At 70.4% G+C, this 22,810-nt stretch carries 21 protein-coding genes; 13 read left to right on the forward strand and 8 right to left on the reverse strand.

From position 1 onward, the window contains the following. Positions 1–103 precede the first annotated feature (103 nt). The 3 genes from GN153_RS17785 (at position 104) to GN153_RS06225 (ending at position 1,819) form a co-directional block, all read left to right on the forward strand. A complete protein-coding gene (locus GN153_RS17785) occupies positions 104–238 on the forward strand; it encodes a hypothetical protein (protein ID WP_268893119.1) in 135 nt (44 codons plus the stop codon). After that, positions 220–1,389 (forward strand): ABC transporter substrate-binding protein, encoded by a 1,170-nt coding sequence (locus tag GN153_RS06220; RefSeq protein WP_159900862.1) that lies wholly within the window; start codon positions 220–222, stop codon positions 1,387–1,389. Before GN153_RS17785 ends, GN153_RS06220 begins: the two co-directional genes overlap by 19 nt. A 61-nt stretch (positions 1,390–1,450) precedes the next feature. Continuing rightward, positions 1,451–1,819, forward strand: coding sequence for a thioredoxin family protein (locus GN153_RS06225; protein WP_159900863.1), 369 nt, complete (start codon positions 1,451–1,453; stop codon positions 1,817–1,819). Positions 1,820–2,157: 338 nt separating this feature from the next. Here the strand turns inward: GN153_RS06225 and GN153_RS06230 are convergent, their stop codons facing one another. Then, positions 2,158–4,278 carry a thioredoxin domain-containing protein gene (locus GN153_RS06230; protein ID WP_159900864.1) on the reverse strand — a complete coding sequence of 707 codons (2,121 nt, stop codon included), beginning with the start codon at positions 4,276–4,278 and terminating at the stop codon, positions 2,158–2,160. A 79-nt stretch (positions 4,279–4,357) separates the two neighbouring features. Here GN153_RS06230 and purD point away from each other — a divergent pair, with 79 nt between their 5' ends. Both purD and GN153_RS06240 read left to right on the forward strand, forming a co-directional pair. Beyond that, entirely contained in the window at positions 4,358–5,653 is a 1,296-nt protein-coding gene (gene purD, locus GN153_RS06235; protein ID WP_159900865.1) for a phosphoribosylamine--glycine ligase, read from the forward strand. Between the two features lie 83 nt (positions 5,654–5,736). Beyond that, positions 5,737–6,207: a DUF5797 family protein gene (locus GN153_RS06240; RefSeq protein WP_159900866.1), complete on the forward strand. Its 471-nt coding sequence runs from the start codon at positions 5,737–5,739 to the stop codon at positions 6,205–6,207. A 55-nt stretch (positions 6,208–6,262) separates the two neighbouring features. Here GN153_RS06240 and GN153_RS06245 read toward each other — a convergent pair whose 3' ends face one another. Next, on the reverse strand, positions 6,263–7,342 hold the full coding sequence (locus GN153_RS06245; protein WP_159900867.1) for a DUF5787 family protein: 1,080 nt from the start codon (positions 7,340–7,342) through the stop codon (positions 6,263–6,265). A gap of 80 nt (positions 7,343–7,422) precedes the next feature. Between GN153_RS06245 and grpE the strand changes: the two genes are divergently transcribed. The 4 genes from grpE (at position 7,423) to dnaJ (ending at position 13,464) form a co-directional block, all read left to right on the forward strand. Continuing rightward, positions 7,423–8,169: a nucleotide exchange factor GrpE gene (gene grpE, locus GN153_RS06250; RefSeq protein ID WP_159900868.1), complete on the forward strand. Its 747-nt coding sequence runs from the start codon at positions 7,423–7,425 to the stop codon at positions 8,167–8,169. A 194-nt stretch (positions 8,170–8,363) separates the two neighbouring features. Further along, complete coding sequence (dnaK, locus tag GN153_RS06255) at positions 8,364–10,319, forward strand: molecular chaperone DnaK (RefSeq protein ID WP_159900869.1); 1,956 nt, start codon at positions 8,364–8,366, stop codon at positions 10,317–10,319. A 298-nt stretch (positions 10,320–10,617) separates the two neighbouring features. Then, positions 10,618–12,219 (forward strand): aldehyde dehydrogenase family protein, encoded by a 1,602-nt coding sequence (locus GN153_RS06260; RefSeq protein WP_159900871.1) that lies wholly within the window; start codon positions 10,618–10,620, stop codon positions 12,217–12,219. A 90-nt stretch (positions 12,220–12,309) separates the two neighbouring features. After that, positions 12,310–13,464: a molecular chaperone DnaJ gene (dnaJ, locus tag GN153_RS06265; protein WP_159900873.1), complete on the forward strand. Its 1,155-nt coding sequence runs from the start codon at positions 12,310–12,312 to the stop codon at positions 13,462–13,464. A 26-nt stretch (positions 13,465–13,490) separates the two neighbouring features. On the opposite strand, the gene GN153_RS06270 is transcribed toward dnaJ, so the two are convergent. Continuing rightward, a complete protein-coding gene (locus GN153_RS06270; RefSeq protein WP_159900875.1) occupies positions 13,491–13,871 on the reverse strand; it encodes a hypothetical protein in 381 nt (126 codons plus the stop codon). Positions 13,872–13,954: 83 nt separating this feature from the next. Here GN153_RS06270 and GN153_RS06275 point away from each other — a divergent pair, with 83 nt between their 5' ends. After that, positions 13,955–14,722: a hypothetical protein gene (locus GN153_RS06275; RefSeq protein WP_159900877.1), complete on the forward strand. Its 768-nt coding sequence runs from the start codon at positions 13,955–13,957 to the stop codon at positions 14,720–14,722. Here the strand turns inward: GN153_RS06275 and GN153_RS06280 are convergent, their stop codons facing one another. The 4 genes from GN153_RS06280 to GN153_RS06295 all read right to left on the reverse strand — a co-directional run bounded on the left by GN153_RS06280 (position 14,723) and on the right by GN153_RS06295 (position 17,999). Next, positions 14,723–14,914, reverse strand: a complete 192-nt coding sequence (locus GN153_RS06280; protein WP_159900879.1) for a DUF7333 family protein — start codon at positions 14,912–14,914, stop codon at positions 14,723–14,725. A 44-nt stretch (positions 14,915–14,958) separates the two neighbouring features. Further along, positions 14,959–15,705 (reverse strand): hypothetical protein, encoded by a 747-nt coding sequence (locus GN153_RS06285; protein ID WP_159900881.1) that lies wholly within the window; start codon positions 15,703–15,705, stop codon positions 14,959–14,961. 96 nt (positions 15,706–15,801) lie between these two features. Beyond that, on the reverse strand, positions 15,802–16,593 hold the full coding sequence (locus GN153_RS06290) for an aldo/keto reductase (RefSeq protein ID WP_159902206.1): 792 nt from the start codon (positions 16,591–16,593) through the stop codon (positions 15,802–15,804). Between the two features lie 110 nt (positions 16,594–16,703). Further along, entirely contained in the window at positions 16,704–17,999 is a 1,296-nt protein-coding gene (locus tag GN153_RS06295) for a digeranylgeranylglycerophospholipid reductase (protein ID WP_159900883.1), read from the reverse strand. Between the two features lie 141 nt (positions 18,000–18,140). Here GN153_RS06295 and GN153_RS06300 point away from each other — a divergent pair, with 141 nt between their 5' ends. From GN153_RS06300 to GN153_RS06310, 3 genes are all read left to right on the forward strand, one after another. After that, positions 18,141–19,208: a hypothetical protein gene (locus tag GN153_RS06300; protein ID WP_159900885.1), complete on the forward strand. Its 1,068-nt coding sequence runs from the start codon at positions 18,141–18,143 to the stop codon at positions 19,206–19,208. Between the two features lie 101 nt (positions 19,209–19,309). Beyond that, complete coding sequence (locus GN153_RS06305; RefSeq protein WP_159900887.1) at positions 19,310–20,575, forward strand: heptaprenylglyceryl phosphate synthase; 1,266 nt, start codon at positions 19,310–19,312, stop codon at positions 20,573–20,575. A gap of 37 nt (positions 20,576–20,612) precedes the next feature. Next, the gene (locus tag GN153_RS06310; RefSeq protein ID WP_159900889.1) at positions 20,613–21,365 is read left to right on the forward strand and encodes a hypothetical protein; all 753 of its coding nucleotides are present in this window, start codon (positions 20,613–20,615) and stop codon (positions 21,363–21,365) included. A 30-nt stretch (positions 21,366–21,395) separates the two neighbouring features. On the opposite strand, the gene GN153_RS06315 is transcribed toward GN153_RS06310, so the two are convergent. After that, complete coding sequence (locus GN153_RS06315; protein WP_159900891.1) at positions 21,396–22,766, reverse strand: cryptochrome/photolyase family protein; 1,371 nt, start codon at positions 22,764–22,766, stop codon at positions 21,396–21,398. Positions 22,767–22,810: the final 44 nt, after the last annotated feature.

A 22,810-nucleotide genomic window follows, 5' to 3' on the forward strand; every position in this document is an offset into this window, starting at 1 on the left:
CGGTGCGGGACTTGCGGCAGTTCTCGCCGGGTGTGGCAGGGCTGGAGACACGGACACGCCCGCGGCGGCGACAGCGCCGCCGGCCGAGTCGTCCCCCGTCTACATGCTGACCGACTACGACTCCGTCGGCTGGGACGCCCTGTGGACCACGGATCTGGGGCCCACCTTCGAAGAGCAAACCGAGGTGGAGGTCGACGTCAGACCGACCACGTCCACCCGGTGCTCGGCAACGAGCTGACCAGCGACTCGCCGCCCGACGTCTACACCGCAACTGCCGACGGGGCTGCCCGGCTCTCGGCCGGCGGGTTCGCCCGGCCGACGACCGCCACAGTCGAGCGAGCGGTGGCCACAAACGGCGGGCTCGTCGTCGACCCGTACAGCAGTGGCGGCGCTCCTGTCGAGGTCCCTCACGGCTACCGGGCCGACACGTTCACCTACCGCGCCGATATCTACGAGCGCCTCGGCCTGTCCGCGCCCGCGTCGTTTCAGGAGGTACTCGACAACGCCCGGGTCATCGATGACGCCGACACACCGGCGCGGGGGTACGGACTCCCGGTCGGCGGGGACGAGAGCCGGAGGGAATTTCAGGCGTATCTGGCGCGGATGGGGGTGTCGCCGGTCGGCCTCCGCTGGCAGGACCCGGACACGCGCGACGGGCTGGAGGTCCACTTCCCCGAGGATGAGGTGACGGCACTGCTGGAGTTTTTCGTCGACCTCTCTAAGTGTGCCGTCGACCCGACGACCCTCGATACGGACTCACCCCGGCCGCCGTGGTTCGAGAGTCGGCTCGCCCAGCGGCGGGGGTACAACAACGCGGTCGCCGGGGCCGAAGCGGCGGACCTGGTCGAGACGGGCGATCCCCAGCGCGAGCGGGTGGTCCAGAACACTGCCACCGCTCCGCTCCCGTACTGGGAGGCCGGGGGCGTCGACAGACGGGACTCCTGGGCAGGAACGCTGCGGCTCGACGGGCAGGTCCTCGTCCGGGACGGCCGGAACACCGACGGAGCGCGGGAGTGGCTCGGGTGGCTGTACGCCGACCGCCCGGACCGAACCGCCCAGCTGTACACGGTCGACCCGACGCGGCGACTGCCCGCCTACGAGGGCGTCTACGACGCCGAGCGGTACCGGAGTCACCAGGTCTTCCGGGTGTTTCCACACCTCTACGAGCAGGTGGGGGAGATCCGCGAGACGGTCGTCGGGGACCACTACGGCAACGTCCCGAAGGCGCGGCTCGACGACCCGATAGCACGGGCCGTCGGCGAACACGACTTCTACGGGGAGATGCTCCGGCGTGCCGTGACCGGCGAGGCCACCGTCGAAGCGGCCTACGAGTGGGGTCGAGACCGGCTGGAGCGGGCCCTCGACGACGTCCGCGAGACGTTCCGGTGAGTACATTCCGGACCCGACACGAGGGGGGAGGATTATACGGGATGCCCGCTTACTGACCGGTATGGCTCTGGAGACGATGGAACCGAACCCGGTGTGGGCCTCCGACGCCTACGCCGACACGGTCGACACCCTCGCCGAGCACCGCGGACTGGTCTACAAGGTCTGGGGCGGCGACTGGTGCAAGGACTGCCGGGCGCAGCTGCCGGATTTCGGGGCAGCCCTGAAGGAGGCAGGCATCCCGGAGGAGAACATCAGCCACCACGAGCTCGACGAGGACAAGCAGGGGCCGGGCGTCGAGGAGTACGGTATCGAGTACATCCCGACGGTCGTCGTCGAACACCGCGGCGAGGAGATCGCCCGCTTCGTCGAGGAGGAACCGGTCCCCATCGCGGTCTACCTGGCCCAGCGCATCGAGGACTACTTCGGGTGAATCCGGCGTAGAGAGTTCTCCGAATCCAGCCCCCTCCGAGTCCGGTCCCCGCCAAATCCAGTCCTCTTCAACTCCAGTCTTCCCCGAGTCTCCCCCTCCATCGGGTTCGCGCATGCCTGGGGATGCCTGGACAGACCCCCCCTCCCGCGGAGCACCTGGTTTCGCCCCAAGGTATTTGTAGTTACTCGCATTGTGAGTAACTATGAGCGAGACGCGCTCGGAGCCCGACGACCACCTCGAAGACATCGACGACGGCTGTGGCTGTGTCGAGACCTGGGAGCGGCTGAGCGAACTCCGCGACGAGTGACGCGAGGCGGCAGCCGGACGCGGCTGTGGGGTCAGTCGTCAGTCTCGCCGGCGGCCCAGGCGAGCGCGTCCGCGACGGTCTCTTTCGGCGGCGAGCAGGCGAAGGAGCGACACGCGTAGACGGCAGGCTGGCCGTCCCGTGGCCCGCGGCCGGCCCAGATTGGCGGTGCCTCGGCCAGCTCCAGCGCGTCGAGCCACCCCTGCATCCGCTCGTCGCTGCCCGGCCGCCAGGCCAGCAGGCGAGCCGGGAGATACCGGTCGGCGACAGTTTCGTGCCACTCCGCGGGCGGGTCGTCGGCCGCGAGCGTGAGTTCGAGGTGCCCCTCCGCGAGTGTGTCCGCCGCCAGCGAGAGGCTGGCGTGCTGGAGCGGGTTCGCGTCGATCCGGTCGCCGTGGGTGTTCACGACCGTCCCGGCGACAGTTGCGAAGTCGGCCTCCGCGAAGTGGTCGAGCGCCAACAGTAGTCGCGCGGCGACGCCCGCGCTGGAGGGAGTCGACTGGTCGGAGACCTCCTGCGGGCGGGCGATGAGTTCCTCGCCGCCGGCCTGCGTGAAGTAGAGCGTCCCTGCCTCCTCGTCCCAGAACCGCTCTTCGATGGCCCGCGCCAGTTCGAGCGCGAACGCGAGGTGGTCGACGTCGCCGGTCGCCTGGTACAGGTCGAGCGCCCCCTTCCCGAGGAAGGCGTAGTCCTCGAGGTACCCCTCGACGCGGACCTCGCCGTCCTTGTAACGGCGGTGGAGGTGACGCTCCCGGGAGTCCCAGCAGTGCTCGCGGACGAACCCGAGCGCGTCGGCTGCGGTGTCGGCGTAGTCCCCGTCGAGAACGAGCCCGCCCTCGGCGAGCGCGGAGACGGCGAGCCCGTTCCAGCCCGCGAGCACCTTCTCGTCGCGGGGCGGGCGGGGCCGCGTCTCGCGCGCTTCGCGGACCTGCTCGCGGGCGCGGTTCAGCCGCTCGCGGACCTCTCGCTCGTCGAGGCCGTGCTCGGCGGCCAGTTCTGCGACCGGCGTCGAGACGGTGAGCACCGTGCTGCCCTCGAAGTTGCCGGGCTCGCTCACCCCGTAGCGGTCACAGAACAGGTCGGCGTCGGCCGTGTCGGCGACGGCCTCCCGGACCTGCTCGGGCGTCCAGACGTAGAACTCCCCCTCGACGCGCTCGCCGCTCTCGTCGGCGCTCCGCGCGTCCAGCGTGCTGTAGAAGCCGCCGTCGGGGTGCTGGAGTTCGTCCTCGAGGAACGCGAAGGTCTCCTCGGCGACGGTCGCGTAGCGCTCCTCGCCGGTAGCCTGGTAGCCAGCCAGGAAGGCCCGCGGGAGTTCGGCGTTGTCGTAGAGCATCTTCTCGAAGTGGGGGACGACCCACTCCCGGTCGGTCGTGTAGCGGTGAAACCCGCCGCCGGCGTGGTCGTAGAGGCCGCCGTTGGCCATCGCGTCGAGCGTCTCCGTGGCGACGTCGAGATACTCGTCCTCGCCGGTGCGGTCGTACGCGCGCAGGAGGATGTGGAGCCGACCGGGCTGGGGGAACTTCTGGCCCCGGCCCCAGCCGCCGTGGGTCCGGTCGGCGCCGTTGACGGCGGCCTTCGCCGCCCGGTCGAGGACGCCGTCCTCGGGCGGGCTGGGCTGGTCGGGCACCTCCTCCAGCTCCCCCTCGATGGCGCGGGTCCACTTTGCGGCGCGCTCCTCGATCTCCTCGCGCTCCTCGGGGTCGGCCCAGGCGTCGCGGATGTCCCGCAGCAGCTGCTTGAAGCCGGGCTGGCCGCGCTTTGCCTCCGGCGGGAAGTAGGTCCCCACGTAGAAGGGGTCGCCCTCGGGCGTGAGCCAGACCGACAGCGGCCACCCGCCCTGGCCGGTGACCCGCTGGCAGATCGTCATGTAGATGCTGTCGACGTCGGGGCGCTCCTCGCGGTCGACCTTCACGGGGACGAAACTCTCGTTGAGCAGGTCGGCGGCCTCCTCGTCCTCGAAGCTCTCCTCGGCCATGACGTGACACCAGTGACAGGCGGCGTAGCCGATGGAGAGGAAGATCGGCACGTCCCGTTCTCTGGCGGCCTGTCTTGCCTGTTTGTCCCAGGGCTGCCAGTTGACGGGGTTGTCGGCGTGGGCCTGGAGGTACGGGCTGGCCTCCTCGTCCAGCCGGTTCCGGCTCGTCGGTGTGCTCATAGGTCGAGTAGCGGCGCCCGCCACCTAACCTCTTGGGCGAAGCCGAACGCTTTAGTCGGCGCCTGCCGCCCACTCAGGTATGACTGAGACAGTGCTGCTCGTGGGCGGGGGCGGCCGCGAACACGCCATCGCGCGGGCGGTCGCGGGAACCGAGGACGCGACGCTGTACGCCTGCGCCGGCAACCGCAATCCAGGAATCGCGGAACTCGCCGCCGGATTCGAGACGCTGGAGACGACGAACCCGACGGCCGTCACCGCCTACGCCGGGGAGGTCGGCGCGGACCTCGCCGCCGTCGGCCCGGAGGCGGCCCTTGAGGCGGGCGTCGCCGACGCGCTCGACGACGCGGGCGTCTACACGTTCGGCCCGCGGGAAGAGCAGGCCCGCATCGAGACGGACAAGGGGTTCCAGCGGCGGTTCATGCAGGAACACGATGTCCCCGGCTGCCCCGACTTCGAGGAGTTCCGAGACATGGAGGCCGCCTGCGAGTACATCGACAGCTACGACGGGGACCTCGCCGTCAAGCCAGCGGGCCTCACGGGTGGCAAGGGCGTCCGGGTCATCGGGGACCAGGTCACCGCCGAGGAGGCCAAGGAGTATCTGCGCGAGTCCGACTACGACCGGGTGGTGCTGGAGGAGCGGCTGGTCGGCGAGGAGTTCACCGTCCAGGCCTTCGTCGCCAACGGGGAGGTGCGGGTGACGCCGGCCGTCCAGGACCACAAGCGCGCCTACGAGGGCGACGAGGGCCCCAACACCGGCGGAATGGGTTCCTACAGCGACGCCGCCCTCGAACTCCCCTTCATGGACGAGGACGACTACCTCGAGGCGGTCGACGTCATCCAGGCGACGGTCGACGCCCTGGAGGGGTACAAGGGCGTGCTGTACGGCCAGTTCATGCTCACAGCCGAGGGCGTGAAGGTCGTGGAGTTCAACGCCCGCTTCGGTGACCCGGAGGCGATGAACACGCTGCCCGTACTCGAAACTGACTTCCTCGACGTGCTCGTCGCCGCCCGCGAGGGTGGCTCGCTGCCCCAGCTCTCCTTCGCCCGGCAGGCGACGGTCTGCAAGTACGCCGTCCCGGACGGCTACCCGACCGACCCGCAGGCCGGGGCAAGGGTTGCTATCGACGAGAACAGCGCCGGGGACGCGCTGCTGTTCTACGCCAGCGTCGACGAGCGCGAGGACGGCATCTACACGACCACCTCCCGCTCGTTCGCAGTGGTCGGCGTGGCCGACACCATCACCGAGGCCGAAGAGCAGGCGGAGGCGGCACTCGCCGCCGCCGGCGAGGAGGGGCTGCGGATGCGCCACGACATCGGCAAGCCCGACCTCGTCCAGCGGCGGATCGACCACATGCGGGAACTGCGCGGCGACTGACCGCGAACCTGCGTGGAGTCCGAACACGCGACCGGATCCGCGGATCCAAACGCGGATGTACCCGCTGACATAACCCGACACCGATGAGTCTCTCGGAGGAGGCCCTGGAGCGGCTGGCCGACATCGTCGAGCGCCAGCCCACCAAGAACGCCGAACTCCAGGCGGCCTGGGGGATGGACAGCGGCAGCGAGGTCCACAGCTACCTCGAGGCGGAGCTGAGCGAGTACTACTACCGCAACGACGACTCGCTGATCTGCGCGACGCCCGAGGCGGAGGCGCTGGTCACCGGCGAGGAGCTGGAAGGGCCCCGGACCGTCGACACCGACGCGTTCGGGGCGGCGGTGCTCGACGTCCTCCCCGGCCCCGAGGAGGAACCACAGAGCGTCGTCGCGACGCTGCAGGACCTCCGCGAGACGGGGCGGGACCCGCCGGTCGAGGAGGTGCGGTCCGCGCTGCACACGCTCGCCGACCGGGGGGCGGTCGAGCGCGTGCGGACGACCGTTCCGACCTTCCGGCTGGCGCTCCCGCGCGAGGACCTCGACGTCCGGGAGTGAGCGCCGGCGCGCTCGGCGTCGCCTTCGTTCCGAACGCGGCCAGCCGGACCGGCGGTCACTCCGTGCCCGGCCGCCGGCGCGAGCGCTGGCGTGCCAGGAGCCGCTTGACCCCCGCCCCGGGCCCTCCCTCCACGGGCCAGCCCCCCTGGCGCCAGGCGGGCGGTTCGGGCTCGAACTCCGGGCAGGAGCCCGCACACTCGCCGGCGGTCTGGTGGCACCCTTTCGCCGTGCAGTAGGGCCGGGCCACGTCGGGCGCGGGCCGGAGTTCGAAGTGCCGGCAGTCCGGGCGCATCGAGTCGGCGTAGCTGCGCCACCCCCGCTCGTAGGCCCGCTCGGCGATCTCGAGGCGCTTGCGGGCCTTCCAGTCCGGGTCCGCGTACTCGAAGCGGGCGGCGGAGGCGTCGTGGCTGCCGCCCCCACCGCCGGTCGGGTTCTCGAGGATGCGCGTCCCGGGCTCGCCGGCCGGGAGGCTTCGTGGCCGCCAGACGACGCGTGCGGCGTCGGCGCCGCGCTGACCCGGCGAGACGGTCAGGATCCCCGCCTCGACGGGGATGTCCTCGAGCAGCGCGGGCTCGACGCGCTCGCCGGCCTCGGCGGTCGCGACCCAGACCTCGTCGGCCAGTGCGAGCGCGACGTCGTGGCGGAGCTGGGGCCGCAACGCGCGGGCCGCGGCCGCGTCGAGGTCGGGCTTGTTCTCGACGGCGACGACCCGCTCGACCCAGTCGGGGTAGGACCGGACCCGCCGGACCTCGACCCGGCCGCTGCGTTTGCGGCGTTCCAGTATCCCGCGGCCGGCCGCCCGGTTGACTGCCTCCCGGACGTACCGCCAGGGGTAGCCCGGGTCGGGCAGCGCCTCGCGGTACCAGGCCCACTCGACAGGCGCGTGCCGGACGACGTGCAGCAGGTCGGAGTCGAGACGCCGCCGGCCGAAGGCACGGCGGGCGGCAAGTCCCTCGGGGTCACAGACGAGGACGATAGTGTCCCACCGGCGGCGGCCGGTCCCCAGCTGGCGGGCGACGAGGACCGGCCGGCTGTCGCTCCCTTCGGGGGGCCAGTGGCGCTCGGCCCACGCACAGACCTGCAGTTCGAAGCCGAACTCGCTGTCCACACGGCCCGGTCGGCGGGCCGCCGGCATGAGCGTGTCGCCGCAGGTCGCCGCGACCGGTCCTGTCGCGTGTCGCTTCCTTTTTATTCGCGAGACGGCTCTTTCCCGGTATGACCGAGCAGGACGCGGCCGACGGCGACTCCCCTGGCGACCCCGGTGCCAGCGGGGCCGACGGGAGGGAGGCTGCCGACGGGACGGAGGTCGGGGCCGACGACGCCGGACCGGACGCCGACGTCAGCGGGGAAGCAGGGGATCTCGAGGAGATCGTCGACGGGACCGGCGGGAGCTGGGAAACGCTCGAAGATGTCGCCGGAAGCGTCGAGCCCGACGCCGAACTGGTCGAGCGAGTCGAGGAGCGCGACCCCGAGGACCTGGCCGCCGAGGTCGCCGGGCTCCGGGACGCCGTCTCGGAGCTGGAGGCCCAGCTCGAGGAGCGCGAGGCGCAACTCGAGGACCTCGAGTCCCGGCTCGCGCGGAAGCAGGCGGACTTCCAGAACTACAAGAAACGCCAGGAACAGAAGATGGAGGACGTCCGGGCCCGCGCGACCGAGGACCTCGTGACGCGGCTGCTGGACGTGCGGGACAACCTCGCCCGGGCACTGGAGCAGGACGAGGACGCCGACATCCGCGGCGGGGTCGAGTCCACGCTCCAGCAGTTCGACGAGGAACTCGACCGGGAGGACGTCGCGGTCATCGAGCCCGAACCCGGCGAGGAGACGGACCCGACCCGCCACGAGGTATTGATGCGCGTCGACTCCGACCAGCCCGAGGGGACCATCGAGGACCTCCACCGCCCCGGTTACGAGATGGGCGGGAAGGTACTCCGGCCTGCCCAGGTCACCGTCAGCGACGGATAACCGGAGCCCATGGAGCCCCGATGGCCGGCGGTAACCGCCGCCGGTGAGCGGTCGATTTGCGGTCGATTTATACGGTCGGGTCGACGGAACCGAGCCCGGATCGAAAAATCGGGGACGGCGCCCGGAGTCGGACGAACCGCTGACGGGCCGTTCTAGCAACTTTTAACCGCCACAACCGGGTACATGTGAGCAAGATGGCGAGCAACAAGATTCTCGGGATCGACCTCGGGACCACGAACAGCGCGTTCGCGGTCATGGAGGGCGGTGACCCGGAGATCATCGTCAACAGCGAGGGCGAGCGCACGACCCCCTCGGTGGTGGCCTTCGACGACGGCGAACAGCTCGTAGGCAAGCCCGCGAAGAACCAGGCCGTCCAGAACCCCGACAACACCGTCGAGTCCATCAAGCGACACATGGGCGAGGACGGCTACACCGTCGAGATCGAGGGCGAGGAGTACACCCCCGAGCAGGTCTCGGCGATGATCCTCCAGAAGATCAAACGCGACGCCGAGGAGTATCTCGGCGACGACGTCGAGAAGGCCGTCATCACGGTCCCCGCGTACTTCTCGGACCGCCAGCGCCAGGCGACCAAGGACGCCGGCGAGATCGCCGGCTTCGAGGTCGAGCGGATCATCAACGAGCCCACTGCGGCCGCGATGGCCTACGGGCTCGACGACGAGTCCGACCAGACCGTCCTCGTCTACGACCTCGGCGGGGGGACCTTCGACGTCTCCATTCTCGACCTCGGCGGCGGCGTCTACGAGGTCGTCGCCACCAACGGCGACAACGGCCTCGGCGGCGACGACTGGGACCACGCCATCATCGACTACCTCGCGGAGGACTTCTACGACGAGCACGGCATCGACCTCCGGGAGGACCGTCAGGCCCTCCAGCGGCTGACCGAGGCCGCCGAGGAGGCGAAAATCGAGCTCTCGAACCGCAAGGAGACCACCATCACCCTCCCGTTCATCGCCGCCGACGACGACGGCCCGAAGGACCTGGAGGTCTCGCTGACCCGCGCGAAGTTCGAGTCGCTGACCGGGGACCTCGTCGAGCGGACGGTCGGCCCGACCGAGCAGGCGCTTTCCGACGCCGGCTACGACAAGGGCGACATCGACGAGGTCATCCTCGTCGGCGGGTCGACCCGGATGCCGATGATCCAAGAGCGCGTCGAGGACCTGACCGGCCAGGAGCCGAAGAAGAACGTCAACCCCGACGAGGCGGTCGCGCTCGGCGCGGCCATCCAGGGTGGCGTCCTCTCCGGCGACGTCGACGACATCGTCCTCGTGGACGTCACGCCGCTGTCGCTGGGCGTGGAGGTCAAGGGTGGGCTCTTCGAGCGGCTGATCGAGAAGAACACGACCATTCCCACGGAGGAGTCGAAGATCTTCACCACCGCCCAGGACAACCAGACCCAGGTCCAGATCCGCGTCTTCCAGGGCGAACGCGAGATCGCAGAGGAGAACGAACTCCTCGGGGAGTTCGCGCTGACCGGCATCCCGCCGGCGCCCGCGGGCACCCCCCAGATCGAGGTCAGCTTCTCGCTGGACGAGAACGGCATCGTCAACGTCACCGCCGAGGACAAGGGGTCGGGCAACGAGGAGAACATCACTATCGAGGGCGGCGCCGGCCTCTCGGACGAGCAGATCGAGCAGATGCAGGAGGAGGCCGAGCAACACGCCGAGGAGGACGAGCGCCGCCGCGAGCGCATCGAGGCCCGCAACGAGGCCGAGTCGACCATCCAGCGCGCCGAGACCCTGCTCGAGGAGAACGAGGAGGCCGTCGACGACGACCTCGAGGCCGACATCCGCGACGCCATCGAGGAGGTCGAGGAGGTCCTCGAGGACGAGGACGCCGACAAGGAGCGCATCGAGTCCGCCACCGAGTATCTCGCCGAGGAACTCCAGGAGATCGGCAAGCAAATGTACCAGGAGCAGGCCGCCGGGGCCGCGGGCGGTGCGGGTGCCGGCGGGGCGGGTGCCGCCGGCGCCGGACCTGGTGCGGGTGCCGGTCCCGGTGCTGGAACCGGGCCGGGCGCAGGTGCAGCCGGCGCGGGCGCCGGGCCGGCGGGTGACGGCGAGGAGTACGTCGACGCCGACTTCGAGGACATCGACGACGAGGACGAAGACGAAGAGGAGTCGTCCGCCTGAGCCCGTCGGGCATCGTCCGAGGGCGTCGGCGAGGACGACGAAACGAGGAGGTGTCGGACCCCAGTGGCCAGTGATCGAGGTGGCGCCATCGTCACCCCCCGGCCAGGCTGGCGGTCCGGGCCGTCTTTCGCCAGCCTAGCCCCGTTTTTCACCGGCCCGGACCCCGTGTTCCCCAGTTCCTGCGCAGGAATCGGGTGCTCTGGCCCCGTCTCTCACCCGGGCGCGTGTGACTCATCGACCTCGCTGGGGAGAATCGGCTCGACCAAACGGTTAACGCGTGTGAGCGGTTATGTAAGGCATGGCAACAGGATCTGAGACGGCGGACGACGCGGCAGGCGAGGGACACGCCATCGTCACGCGGAATCCGGCGACGCTCGAGGTCAACGACGAGATCCCGGAAGCGGACGCAGAGACGGTCGAGGCGGCCGTCGCCGACGCCGCCGCGGCACAGTCTGCGTGGGAACGGAGAGACATCGAAGAGCGACTCGCCGTCCTGGAGCAGTTCCGCGACCTCCTGCTGGAGCGCAAGACGGAGGTGGCGGAGACGGCCACTGCCGAGGTCGGCAAACCGGCCGGGGAGGCAGTCGGAACCGAGGTCGCGCCAGCGCTCAACGCCGTGCAGTTCCTCTCGGAGCAGGGAGCCGGCCTTCTCGAAGAGGAGGTCCAGCTGGGGGCGCTGGAGTCGGTCGGCGACAGCACGGTCTACCGGGAGCCCGTGGGAGTGGTCGGGATGATCACGCCCTGGAACTACCCCTTCGGGATCCCCGCCTCGGAGGTCGTACCGACGCTGTTTGCCGGTAATGCTGTCGTGCTCAAGCCTGCCGAGGAGACGACGCTGACGGCGTTCCTGCTCCGAGACCTGCTCGAGGAGGCAGGGTTGCCGGCGGACCTCCTGCAGGTGGTTCCGGGCCGCGGCGAGGTGACGGGTCAGGCTCTCGCCGAGTCCGGCGTGGACCACCTCTCATTCACCGGGAGCACCGAGGTCGGCAATCACCTCCGGGAGGTCACCGCGGGGACCGACACGACAGTCTGCCTGGAGTGTGGCGGCAGCGACCCGGCCATCGTCATGCCCGACGCGGACCTCGACCTGGCGGCGGACGGCATCCTCTGGGCCCGCTTCGCGAACGCGGGGCAGTCCTGTGCGGCCGTCAAGCGCGTGTACGCCCACGGGGCCATCGAGCCCCGCCTCAGGCGGATGCTCGTCGAGCGCGTCGAGAGCCTCCGCGTCGGCGCAAGCGGGGATGAGGGCGTCGTCGAGGTGGGGCCGCTGATCAGCGCCGAGGCCGTCGAGAAGCTCCACTCCCAGGTCGAGCGCTCCGTCGAGATGGGCGCGGAGGTGCTGACCGGCGGCGAACCGCTGGACCGGGAGGGCCACTTCTACGCGCCGACGGTGCTGACGGGCGTGACCGACGACATGCCGGTCGTGCGCGAGGAGACGTTCGGGCCGGTCCTCCCGGTCATGTCCTACATGGACATCGACGACGCCGTCGAGCGGGCCAACGACACCGCCTACGGCCTGACCGGCAGCGTCTGGACCACCGACGTCGAGCGTGGCGAGGCGGTCGCCCGCCGGATCGAAGCGGGGACCGTGACGGTCAACGACCACCTCTACACGTTCGGCCTGCACGCGACGCCCTGGGGCGGTTACAAGGACACCGGCGGTGACTTCTCCCATGGCCGCTGGGGGATCGAGTCCGTCACCCGGGCGAAACACGTCCACGTCGCCGAAGGTGAGACGGGCCTGCGGACGGGTCGGTTCCGGGACCTCTGGTGGTTCCCCTACGACGAGAACACCCCCGAAGTGCTCGGGAAGGCGATGGAGGTCATGTACGGGTCGGGCGTGGCGGGCAGGCTCCGTAACGCGCCGTCCGTGCTGAAGGCCATGCTGGGGGAGCGGTAGGGCCGAGCCGCCGGGGTCCAGCTCCGACGGCACCGCAGGCAGCCAACCCGGACGGTTTTAGTGTTGGAGCCGGCTACACCGGAGTAACTGATGACGGAGGACTTCTACGACATCCTCGGCGTCTCGCGGGACGCCTCCGAGGAGGAGATCAACGAGGCCTACCGCGAGAAGGTCCGGGAGTACCACCCGGACGTCAGCGACGACCCGGACGCCGAGGAGAAGTTCAAGAAGGCAAAGACCGCCAAGGAAGTCCTCACCGACGAGGAGCAACGCCAGATGTACGACCGGATGGGTCACGAACAGTTCATCGAGGCCCAGAAGCGGGGCGCGACGGACACCGACGGCCGCGGAGCCCGCGGCGGGATGGGCGGCGACCCCTTCGGCGGTGGCGGCCCCTTCGGCGACATGGAGGACATCTTCGAGCAGTTCTTCGGCGGGGGTGGCGGCCGGGGCCGCGACCGGCCGCGCCAGGGCCAGGACCTCCGTACGGGGCTGGAGGTCGACCTCGAAGAGGCCTACGAGGGCGTCGAGAAGGAACTCACCGTGCGCCGGCCCGAGCGGTGTCCGGAGTGTGAGGGGACCGGCCACCCGCCGGGGACCGACTCCCACACCTGTCCGGAGTGTAACGGCCGGGGCCAGACCACGCAGGTCCAGCAGACCCCGCTGGGGCGGATGCAACAGACCACGACCTGCCGGCGCTGCGAGGGCGAGGGGACCATCTACGAGGAGACCTGTTCGACCTGCGGCGGGGACGGTATCGTCCGCGAGGAGGCGACGCTGACCGTCGAGATCCCGGCGGGGATCTCCTCGGGGCAGACCCTCCGGATGAGCGGCGAGGGCGCTCCCGGCGAGCAGGGGGCGCGCAACGGCGACCTGCTGGTGGAGGTGGAGGTCGCGGACCACCCCGACTTCGACCGCGAGGGCGACGACCTCTACACCCGCGAGCCGGTCTCGTTCCCGCAGGCGGTCTTCGGCGACACCATCCAGGTGGAGACGCTCGACGGGGCCGTCGAGCTGGAGGTGCCCGCCGGGACCCAGAGCGGCGAGCGATTCAGGCTCCGCAACAAGGGGATGCCCCGCCTCCAGCGCCGCGGGCAGGGGGACCTGTTCGTCGACGTCCAGGTGGTCACGCCGGAGTCGCTCAACGAGGAACAGCGGGAAGCCCTGGAGCGGTTCGCGGAGGCCGGCGGCGAAGAGATCGAGGTCGAGCAGGGCTTCTTCGAGAAGATACGGGACACCTTCTGAGCCGACTCTCCGTGGCCCCGCCGACTCTACACGGGCCGCCGGCGCAGGTAGCCGACGACCAGCGCCGGGCCGACGTAGCTGACCACGAACGCGACGACCGCCGCCGGGAACTGCCCCGCGACCGAAAGGGTGGCGACGTAGACGCCGACGAACAGTACGCCGACGACCGCACAGGCGCCCAGGGTCAGCGCGACTGCCCCGGCCAGGTCGTCTGGGCCGACGCCGTCCAGGGCCGTCGGGACGCCGACCCCGAGCGCGAGCAACAGGAGGAAGTCCGCCTGCTCGGCCCGGAAGGCCGTGTGAAACAGGTAGGCGGCGGGGAGCGCGACGACGACGGCCGCAAGGATCCCAGCGTTGCGCGGCGTGAGCCAGCGCTCGCGGAGCGACGAGAGGCGTGTGGAGGGCATACTCGCAACTGAGCGCGCCCCGACAAAAATACCCCGCGGTGGCCACGCGACGGGCTTTTCGCCGCGGGGCCGAAGGGGTCGGTATGGAGACAGTCGCCGACCTAGTCGCGGCCGGCAGGGACCGCGACGGCGTCGTCCTCTCGGTCCCCGGCCGCACGACGGACTACCGCTACGACGACTTCTGTACGAGCGTCTGGAAGAGCGGGAACCTCCTGCGCCACTACGGCCTGCGGGCAGGCGCAGCGGCGACGGTCGCCGTGGGGCCGAAAGAGCCCGACACCGGCCCCGGGGAGACGCTGGGCCGGTTCGACAGCGCCGACCCCCTGCTGGGTGTTCTCGGGGCGGCACAGCTCGGCGCGACTGTCGACCTCGACCCCTCGCCCGGCGCGGCGGTCGAGGGGCGGGTGTTCGTCCTCCCCGCCGCGTGGGTCGACGGGTACGAGGCGGCACCGGGAACCTCGGTCGTGGCCTACGGCGGCCCGCCGGAGGAGTCGGGCGTGGTCCACTTCGAGCGCGAGCGCTGGAGCGAGAACCCGATGCAGCCACCGGACCCGCCCGCCGCGAGCGACGACCTGCTCGCGGGATACACCCACGGCGACCTCGTCGGCGCTGCCGGCCGGGTGGTAGAGGAGCACGGGCTCGGCGAAGGAGACCGGGTCGCGCTCGCGGCCCCGCTCGCGGGGTCGGGCGCGCCTGCCGCGGGTGCGCTCGCGGCCGGCGTGCTCGCGCCGATGCGCGCGGGCGCGGCCGCGGTCGCCACCGGTCCCGCCGTCGGGGTCGGCGCCGACGAAGTGGACGCGTCGCTGGTCGTCGGTGCGGGCGGGGATATCGACCCGAGTGCCGTCCTGTAGTTACCGCGCCGTCCGGAACTCGCCGTGTTTCATCCCCAGGAAGAAGGCCACGACCGAGAAGACGACCATCGACGGGAGGACCATCATCATGACGGTGGGCAGCTGCATCGGCGTCATCGCCGGGAGCGCGGCGGTGGCCACGGCGACAATGACGACGAGCGGGGCGACGGAACGGATGAAGTCGTACTCCATGGACAGTCACGCTTGGGGCCGCGCACCCAAATACGTTCAGTTGGTCACTCGGGCGTCGGCCGGACGAGGTCGGCCAGCGTGACGACGCCGCCCAGCAGCCATCCCAGCGGGACCGCGATGGCGAACCACAGCAGGACGTAGGCCACGCCCTCGAGGTCGAACTCGGCGACGAGATAGTCGGTGAGCCCGAACAGGTCCGGCCCCTCCTGGACGAACCAGACCGCCAGCGAGTCCGTCCCCGACAGCACGACATCGGCCAGCGCCGTCGAGTAGAGCGCAGCGACGACCGGCGGCAGGAAGATGGCGGTCATGGCGAAGGGGTAGGCCAGAAGCACCGTCGTGACCCGACCGCCGAGCCGCCAGAAGCCGTAGGAGAGGCCGGCGGCGACGACGGCGACGGCGCTCGCCGCCAGCACGGCGACGACGCCGCCGGAGACGAAACTCCCCGGCGCGACAAAGCGGACGAGCGTCGACAGCGCGCCCCACAGGAGGACGAACAGGAGGAGCACCCCGACGAGGCCGAGGCGCTCGGCGGTGACGTTCACGCGGCGGCTCTGGAACCGGATGAAGTAGCCCAGCAACACGAGCGGGTAGACCAGTCCTACCACCGGGACGCCGACCGCGCTCCACAGCCGGTAGAAGAAGGCCTCGGCACCCCCGTCGGGCGTCCACTTGCCCAACACCGTATTCTCCGCCCCGCGCTGGCGGGGGTAGATGAACTCCATCCAGGTTTCGTGGAGACGGACTAGGTCGATCTTTATCGCGCCGACGAGCCCCTCCTGGGTGGACATGTGCGAGCCTAAACGCGGGGGGGAGTATATGTCTTCGTGTCCGCTACGGCCCGCACCCGGGACGGGAGGTCCCCGGTGACGAGAGGGCAGTCGGCGTCATCCCCAGGCTTCGGGGGCGAAGTCGGGGTGGACCTGCCGGTCCCGGCTGTCGATGTCGTCGATACGCCCGATTTCGTCGTCGGACAGCGACAGCGAGAGGCTCTCGAGGTTGTCCCTGATGTGTTCGTCGCCCGTGGCCTTCGGGATGGTCGTGACCCCCTTCTCGCGGAGCCACGCGAGGCTGACCTGGGCGGCGCTGACGCCGTGCTCGTCGGCGACGGCGGTCAGCGTCGGGTCGTCGAACACCTCGCCCCGTTTCAGCGGGGAGTAGGCCACCAGTTCGAGGCCGGTCTCAGCAGCGTACTCCCGGAGTTCCGTCTGGGGGAGCAGCGGGTGCATCTCGACCTGGTTCGCGAAGACCGGCGCGTCGAGGTGCTCGCGGGCCGTCTCGACGTGCTCGGGCTCGAAGTTCGAGACGCCGACCCGCTCGATGGTTCCGCTGTCGTACAGCTCGTCGAACGCCTGCAGCGTCTCCCCGGGGTCGTAGTCGCCGGCCGGCCAGTGGACGTACAGCAGGTCGACGTAGTCGGTGCCCAGGCGGTCGAGGCTGTCCTCGACGCTCGCGTGGACGTCCTCGGCGGAGAGGTTCGAGGTCCACACCTTCGTGGCGAGGAAGACGTCCTCTCGGTCGACGTCGGCGGCGGCGATCCCCTCGCCGACGGCGTCCTCGTTGCGGTAGGCCTGTGCGGTGTCGACGTGGCGATAGCCCATCTCCAGGGCGGTACGGACACTCTCGACGCACTGGTCGTGGTCGTCGTTCTCCCAGGTGCCGAGGCCGAGCATCGGCATCCCGCCGGCCCGTGGCACGCTCTCCGGGGTGATCTCCTGACTCATGCGACGAGAGGTAGGGTCGCAGGCAGGAAAGCGGTTGCGAAGCAACAGCGAACCGTCGGGCGGTGTCAGCGACCCAGGAGAGCGCTGTAGAGTGCGGACGCGGCGGCCCGCGGGGACCCCGTGGGGAGGTGGTAGTCCAGGCGCTCGCGAGCGAAGTCGACGAGCATCGGGAGGTCGGAGAGGTGAAGCAGCTTCCGCATCGCCAGCGGGTTGCCGCCGTTGACCTCGGCGAGGGTGTCCTGGTCGGTGGCGTCGAGGTCGGCCATCAGCCGGTCGTAGCGTTCGTTGGGCGCGTAGTAGAGCAGTTCGGTCATCAGCAGCCGGGCCCGGGCTTTCGGGGCGACCTCGCTGTGCCAGAGGTCGGCGTAGGTGGACATCGCCTCCGCCGAGGTGTCCGGTTCGCGGGGCGTGAGCGCGGCGTCGGCGGTCACGGCTGCGGCGCGCGCGGACTTCATGCCCTTGCGGATCCCCTCACCCCACAGCGGGTCGACGGTCGGGACCGTGTCGCCGACCGCCATGAAGCTGTCAGTGTAGAGCGTTCCGGGGTGCTGGATGTGCGCGGAGCCGCGGTGCTGTTTGCCCTCGAGTTTCGTGGCGGTCTCGAAGCGCGGGTCGGTGTCGAGCCAGTACTCGAGGTAGTCGTCGACCGTCATCCCCTCGCGGGCGCGGTCGCTGTGGTACTCGTTCTGGATGTAACAGAGCCCGACCTTCGCGGTGTCCTCGCCGGTGTGGAAGATCCAGGAGTACCCCCCGGGTGCGAGGTCGTGGTCCAGCCGGAGCATCATCGCGTCGGTCAGGTCGGCGTAGCCTGGGTGGTCGACCGAGACGCCCTCGAACTCGTACTCGATCCCGATGGCCTGGCGCTCGCGCTCGAGGTCCGAGACTCCCAGCTCGCGAGCCAGCGGCGCCGACGGCCCGGTCGCGTCGACCACGATGTCCGCGAAGACCTGCTCGTCGCCGTTGAACTCGACGCCGACGACGTCCCCGCCCTCGGTGATGGGCGCGGAGACCCGGGCGTCGAAGCGGTAGTCGGCCCCGCGCTCGCGGCCGTCCCGAACCAGGAAGCGCTTGAAGTCGGCGAACTCCAGCACCGCACCCGCCTGCTCCTGAACGGTGTAGTCGTTGGGCGACTCCAGCACCACCGTGTCGGTGAAGTTCATGACGACCTCGTTGGGGACCGAGAACGAGGCCATCATCGACGGGAAGGTGCCGGCGGTGGACTTGTTGCTCTGCCGGGGGAACTCCTCCTCGGACTCTGTCTCGAGGACGAGCACGTCGTAGTCCCGGCCGGCGAGGTCGCGGGCACACTGCGCCCCCGCCGGTCCGGCCCCGGCGACCACAACGTCGTAACGGTCGTCCATGGGCGTGTGTGTCGTGTTCCGCTAATCAGTCTTGCTACTCGAACTGCCACACGTCCCGCGGTCTCGTGGCCGACAGTGCCGACGCCGACACCCTCGTGGACATCACCACGCTAAAGCCCCCGCCCGACGGAGGGCCGGTCGATGCTCCGAGCGAGTGCCGGCTGGGTGGCCGCCCGGGACGCGCTGCCGACCTCCGTGCAGGCGGTACTGGGCTACTACGCCGACTCCGGGGTCTTCGACTACGGGAGCCTGCGGCTCAAGAGCCGGGTCGACGACGTGACCGAGGGGCTGGTCGAGGACGCCTTCGCGGCCGTGGAGGACCGCGCCGAAGCCGAGTTCGGCGTCCCTGTCGACTTCGAGTACGACACCAAGCTCATCCTCCCGGCGAAGCTGACGCTGGGCTACCTCTACCGCCGGGACGATTGCGACGACGACCGCGCCGACCGCCTCACCCGCCTGGTGGTCGAGGCGCTCGTCGACGGCGATATGCGCGACGCGATCAACGACGAGGAGTACGACGACTTCGAGGTCGCCGTCGGCGGGGAGGCCGCGACAGACGAGCAACGCCGCCGGGTCGCCGAACTCGCCCAGGGGACCCTCGAGGAGCGCGTTGAGGAACTCTTCTCGGAGTTTCCCGGGGGCGTCAGAGGGGCCTACGAGCGGGCCGTCGAGGTCTCGGAGCGCCACCAGGAACAGGACCCCCACTTCCGGCGGCTGATGGCCCGCGCCGAGGACGGCGACAGCGACGCCCTCGAGGCGGTCCGGGTGGAGTACCGCGACACCGATTTCCCGGACCCGCCCGAGGCCTTCGGGGAGGCCGAGCGGGACCTCCCCTACATCAAGACCCAGTACGACCGCGTGGGCGTCATCTACGAGGGGATGGTGGAGATGTACCGGGCCGCAGACCTGCCCGTCTCGCCGGCCTTCGAGCGGTCGATCGTCCTGGCGATCATCGGCGCGCAGGTCTGGCTGGACGACGTCGACGACTACGCCGCCGACATGCGCGAGGGACAGCTGACGCCGGTGACCGCCGAGTACCTGCTCGCGGACGGCGACCGCGAGGCCTACGACCGCGTGATAGACGTCGCGAACGGTTATCTCGACCTGGCGAAGACCCACGCGACCACCGCCGACTCCGCGCTGACCGGCATCGCCACGGAGTACATCTACCGCGACGGGGAGCCGGAACTGCTGCCGGGCGGCCGGTGAATCCGGACGAGGACGGCCGGCCAGCCGGTGTTCCGTGTGATTAGGTAACACGCCGTCGGTAAGTGGCTACACTTTTGATAACGGCGGCGAGAAAAACGACCATGTCGCGTCTCGCGTCCCTGGTTCGACGGGTGAGCAGGTTCGGACGGCTCGTCTCGGTCGGCGGGCGGACGGTACTCTCGCTGGACACCAACCCCGTGCCCGCGGACTGGACCCACATCACGAAGGTCGACCCGGAGCGCGAGAAGAAGCTCCCGCTGGCCTACCCGCTCTATCTCTCTCACACCGGCGCGGTCTCCGTCGGCGGCTCCCAGGACGTCACCGACCACAACACCGAGGAGACCTTCGAGGTGGTCAACGCCGCCGAGGTGTCGGCCTTCCACGAGCCGAGCGCCGCCGACCACGTCACCGAACGGACCCGCGACGCCGCCGACTTCATGGCCGTCCCGGAGGTGCTCAACGGCGACAGCGAGGCGCTCGTCGGGAAACTCGGCCGGGGGATCGACCACGTCCGCGAGGAGCTGGCTCCGGCCTACATCGACGAGAAGCTCCCGCTCCCGCTGGGCGAGGGGCTCGGCGACCGGCTCTCGGCGTTTGCCGCCGCCTGGATGATGGAGGAGGCAGTCTTCGAGGCCTACATCATCATGAACCTCGACAGCGCGGCCGCCCGCGAGGCCAACGTCACCGAGGCGGACCTCCTGGAACCGGAGGCCGCGAAACACCGCGCCATGGCCGCCGAGACCCACCTCGACAGCGAGGTGGTCTACCTGGAGTACTCGGGCACCTTCGGCGGCGACGAGGCCGTCGACATCCTGGAGGCCGTCGACGAGGGCGTCTCCTGGTCGCGGGTCTGGTACGGCGGCGGCCTCGATAACCGCGAGGACGCCCGGGCAGTCCTCGACGCGGGCGCGGACGCCGTCGTCGTCGGTAACGTCTTCCACCAGATCGCCGAGGAGGAAGGCCGCCTGTACGAGGCCGCTCGCGAGGAGTTCGCGACCACACCCGACCGGGACGCCGTTCGCGACTTCGTCGAGCGCGAGGTCGACGTCGAGGAGACACACGCCGCGAGTTATCTCTCGACGATCACCGCCGTCCCGGATCCGGAGGGTCGGGCCGCCCGCTACCTGACCGCCGGCGTCCACACCGCGCTCCAGCTTCGCGATGTCGCCGACGGACTCGACGACCCCGACGCGGCGGCTATCCGGGACGCCATCACCGAGACGCCACCCGGGGCTTCGGTCCTCGCGGACGCCGTCGGCGACGCCGACGGGCTCGCGCGGCGGCTCGGGACGGCGCTGCTCGCCGAGCGCGCGGGCGTGGAAGACGCCGACGGGCTGCCTGCCAGTCACATCGGGCTCACTCTGTAGGGACGCCGCACTTAGGGCTCGCGTCCCCAGCCGGTGTATGGCGAACCCACACCGCGAGACGGCCATCTCGGCGCTGGTAGAGCGGGACTGGCGGGCGGCCGGCGACGCCTACACCCGGGCCGCACACCGCGACCTGGGAGACGGCCGGCGCGGCGACGGCACCGGCGGGGACGTGCTCGCACCGGGACCCCGGGACCGCCCGGCCGCCGGACTCTCCTTCCTGCTCACCGCCGGGCTGTGTTACCGCTTGGCCGGCGCCGAGGACCGCGCTCGCTACCGCGCGCTCACGGCCGCGCCGCTCGCGCTCGACGCCCGGGACCACGTCCGCGAGGGTGTCGCACGGGCCGTCTGTCAGGAGTTCGTCGCCGACGCCGCCGTCGTCCGGGGCGCCGAGGACGCCGCCGCGGAGGCTTACGACCGGGCCGAACGGCTCTACCGGGCCCACCACCCGGAGGACCCGCTCGACGCCGCCGCCGGGCCGCTGTTCGACGCCGCGAACAGCCTGCTGTTGCACGCCAGCCGGAACTACCGGGGCGTGGAGTGGGACGACCTCCACGGCCCGGACACCGGCGGCGAGGACTACCTGGCCCACCGGCCCCGGTACAAGTCACGGGTCCTCCCGGAGGCGATCGAGCGGGTTCTCGAGGCCGGCCAGCTCCACGTCCCCCGCGGGTCGACCGAGTACAACAACGACACCTACCGCTGTCCGGACTGTGGGGAACGGGACGTCAACTACGTCGGCGGCGAGACGGTCTGTCTGTACTGTTCGGTCCGGGTCGAGGAACAGTAACGGAACCCGGACGACCGGCTGCCGCCCGCCTCACCGCTTGCCGAGTGCCGCCTCGAAGACCCGCTGGGCGCGCTCGTAGGCCTCGTCGCGGTCGACGACCGGGTCCGGGTAGTCGGGGGCGAGCCGATGGCGTTTCGCCGCGGGCAGGGTCGGCCAGTCGACGGCCTTCCCGGCGGGGACGTCCCGGAGCTCCGGGACGTACTCCTTCACGTAGGTCGCGCCGTCGTCGTACTTCGACATCTGGGCGACCGGGTCGAAGACCCGCACGTCCACGGAGTCCGTCCCCGTCGAGGCCGTCCACTGCCAGTTGCCGTAGTTGTTGGCCGGGTCGTGGTCGACGAGCTGTTTGGCGAACTGGCGGGCGCCCTTCCGCCAGTCGACCAGCAGGTGTTTCGTCAGGAAGGAGGCGACGTTCTGTCGCGGCCGGTTGTGGATGTATCCCTCCTCGTTCAGCTGGCGCATCCCCGCGTCGACGAAGGGGTAGCCCGTCTCGCCGCGCTTCCAGGCCTCGAACATCTCGGGGTCGTTCTCCCAGGCTATCGGGTTGGGGAATTCCTTGTAGTTCTCTGTCAGCAGCGTCGGGTTGTAGTACAGCAGGTGGTAGTTCGCCTCGCGCCAGGAGAGCTCGTAGCGGAACTTGTCGACGTTGCGCTGTGCGCTCCCGCTCGCGGCGTCGTACCGTTCGGAGGCGTCGGCCCACACCTCCCGGATACCGAGCATGCCGGCCGCGAGATACGGCGAGAGCCGGGAGACGGCACCCACCGGGCGCTCGACGGCCAGGCGCATGTCGTCGCGGGTCTCGCTGTAGGTCTCGATCCCCGCGTCGAGAAACCGGTCGTAGCGGTCGCGGGCCGCCCGGTAGCCGGCCGCCGGCAGGTCGATATCGGCCTCGATGTCCGGCGCCCCGGTGTCGTCAGCGGCGTCGACGATCCGGTCGCCGTCGGGTCGCTCGACGGGAGAGAGCTTCCGCTCGTCCTGCCAGTCGTCGTAGAAGCGGCTGTGGTTCTCGTATCTCGACTCGAGGCGTCGGGGGTCGACCAGGACCAGGTCCTCGACGGCCTCGGTAGGGAGCCGCTCGTCGACGCGGCGCCCGCGGTTGCGGCGCGCCGGCCGGTAGTGACGGTTGTAGTAGACCCGGTCGGCGCCGTACTCCCCGTTGACTTCAGCGAGGGTCTCCGCAGGTGCGCCGGCCCGCACGAGCAGGTCCCCGCCGAGCGAGCGGTAGCGCCGTTTCAGCTCCCGGACGCCGTCCATGAAGAACGCGCGCTGGCGTTTGCCGACCTGTCCGAGGAGGTCGGCGTCGACGACGTAGACCGGGAGCACCTCGTCGTCTGTCGCGGCCAGCGCGAGCCCGCGGTTGTCCGGTATCCGGAGGTCCCGCCGGTGCCAGAAGAGGTTCATGGTGTGGGTTGGGCCGGAGTGAAAAGAGCGGTGCGGTGCGAGCC

This window comes from Salinirussus salinus (genome assembly GCF_009831455.1).
In the GTDB taxonomy this organism is placed as follows: domain Archaea; phylum Halobacteriota; class Halobacteria; order Halobacteriales; family Haloarculaceae; genus Salinirussus; species Salinirussus salinus.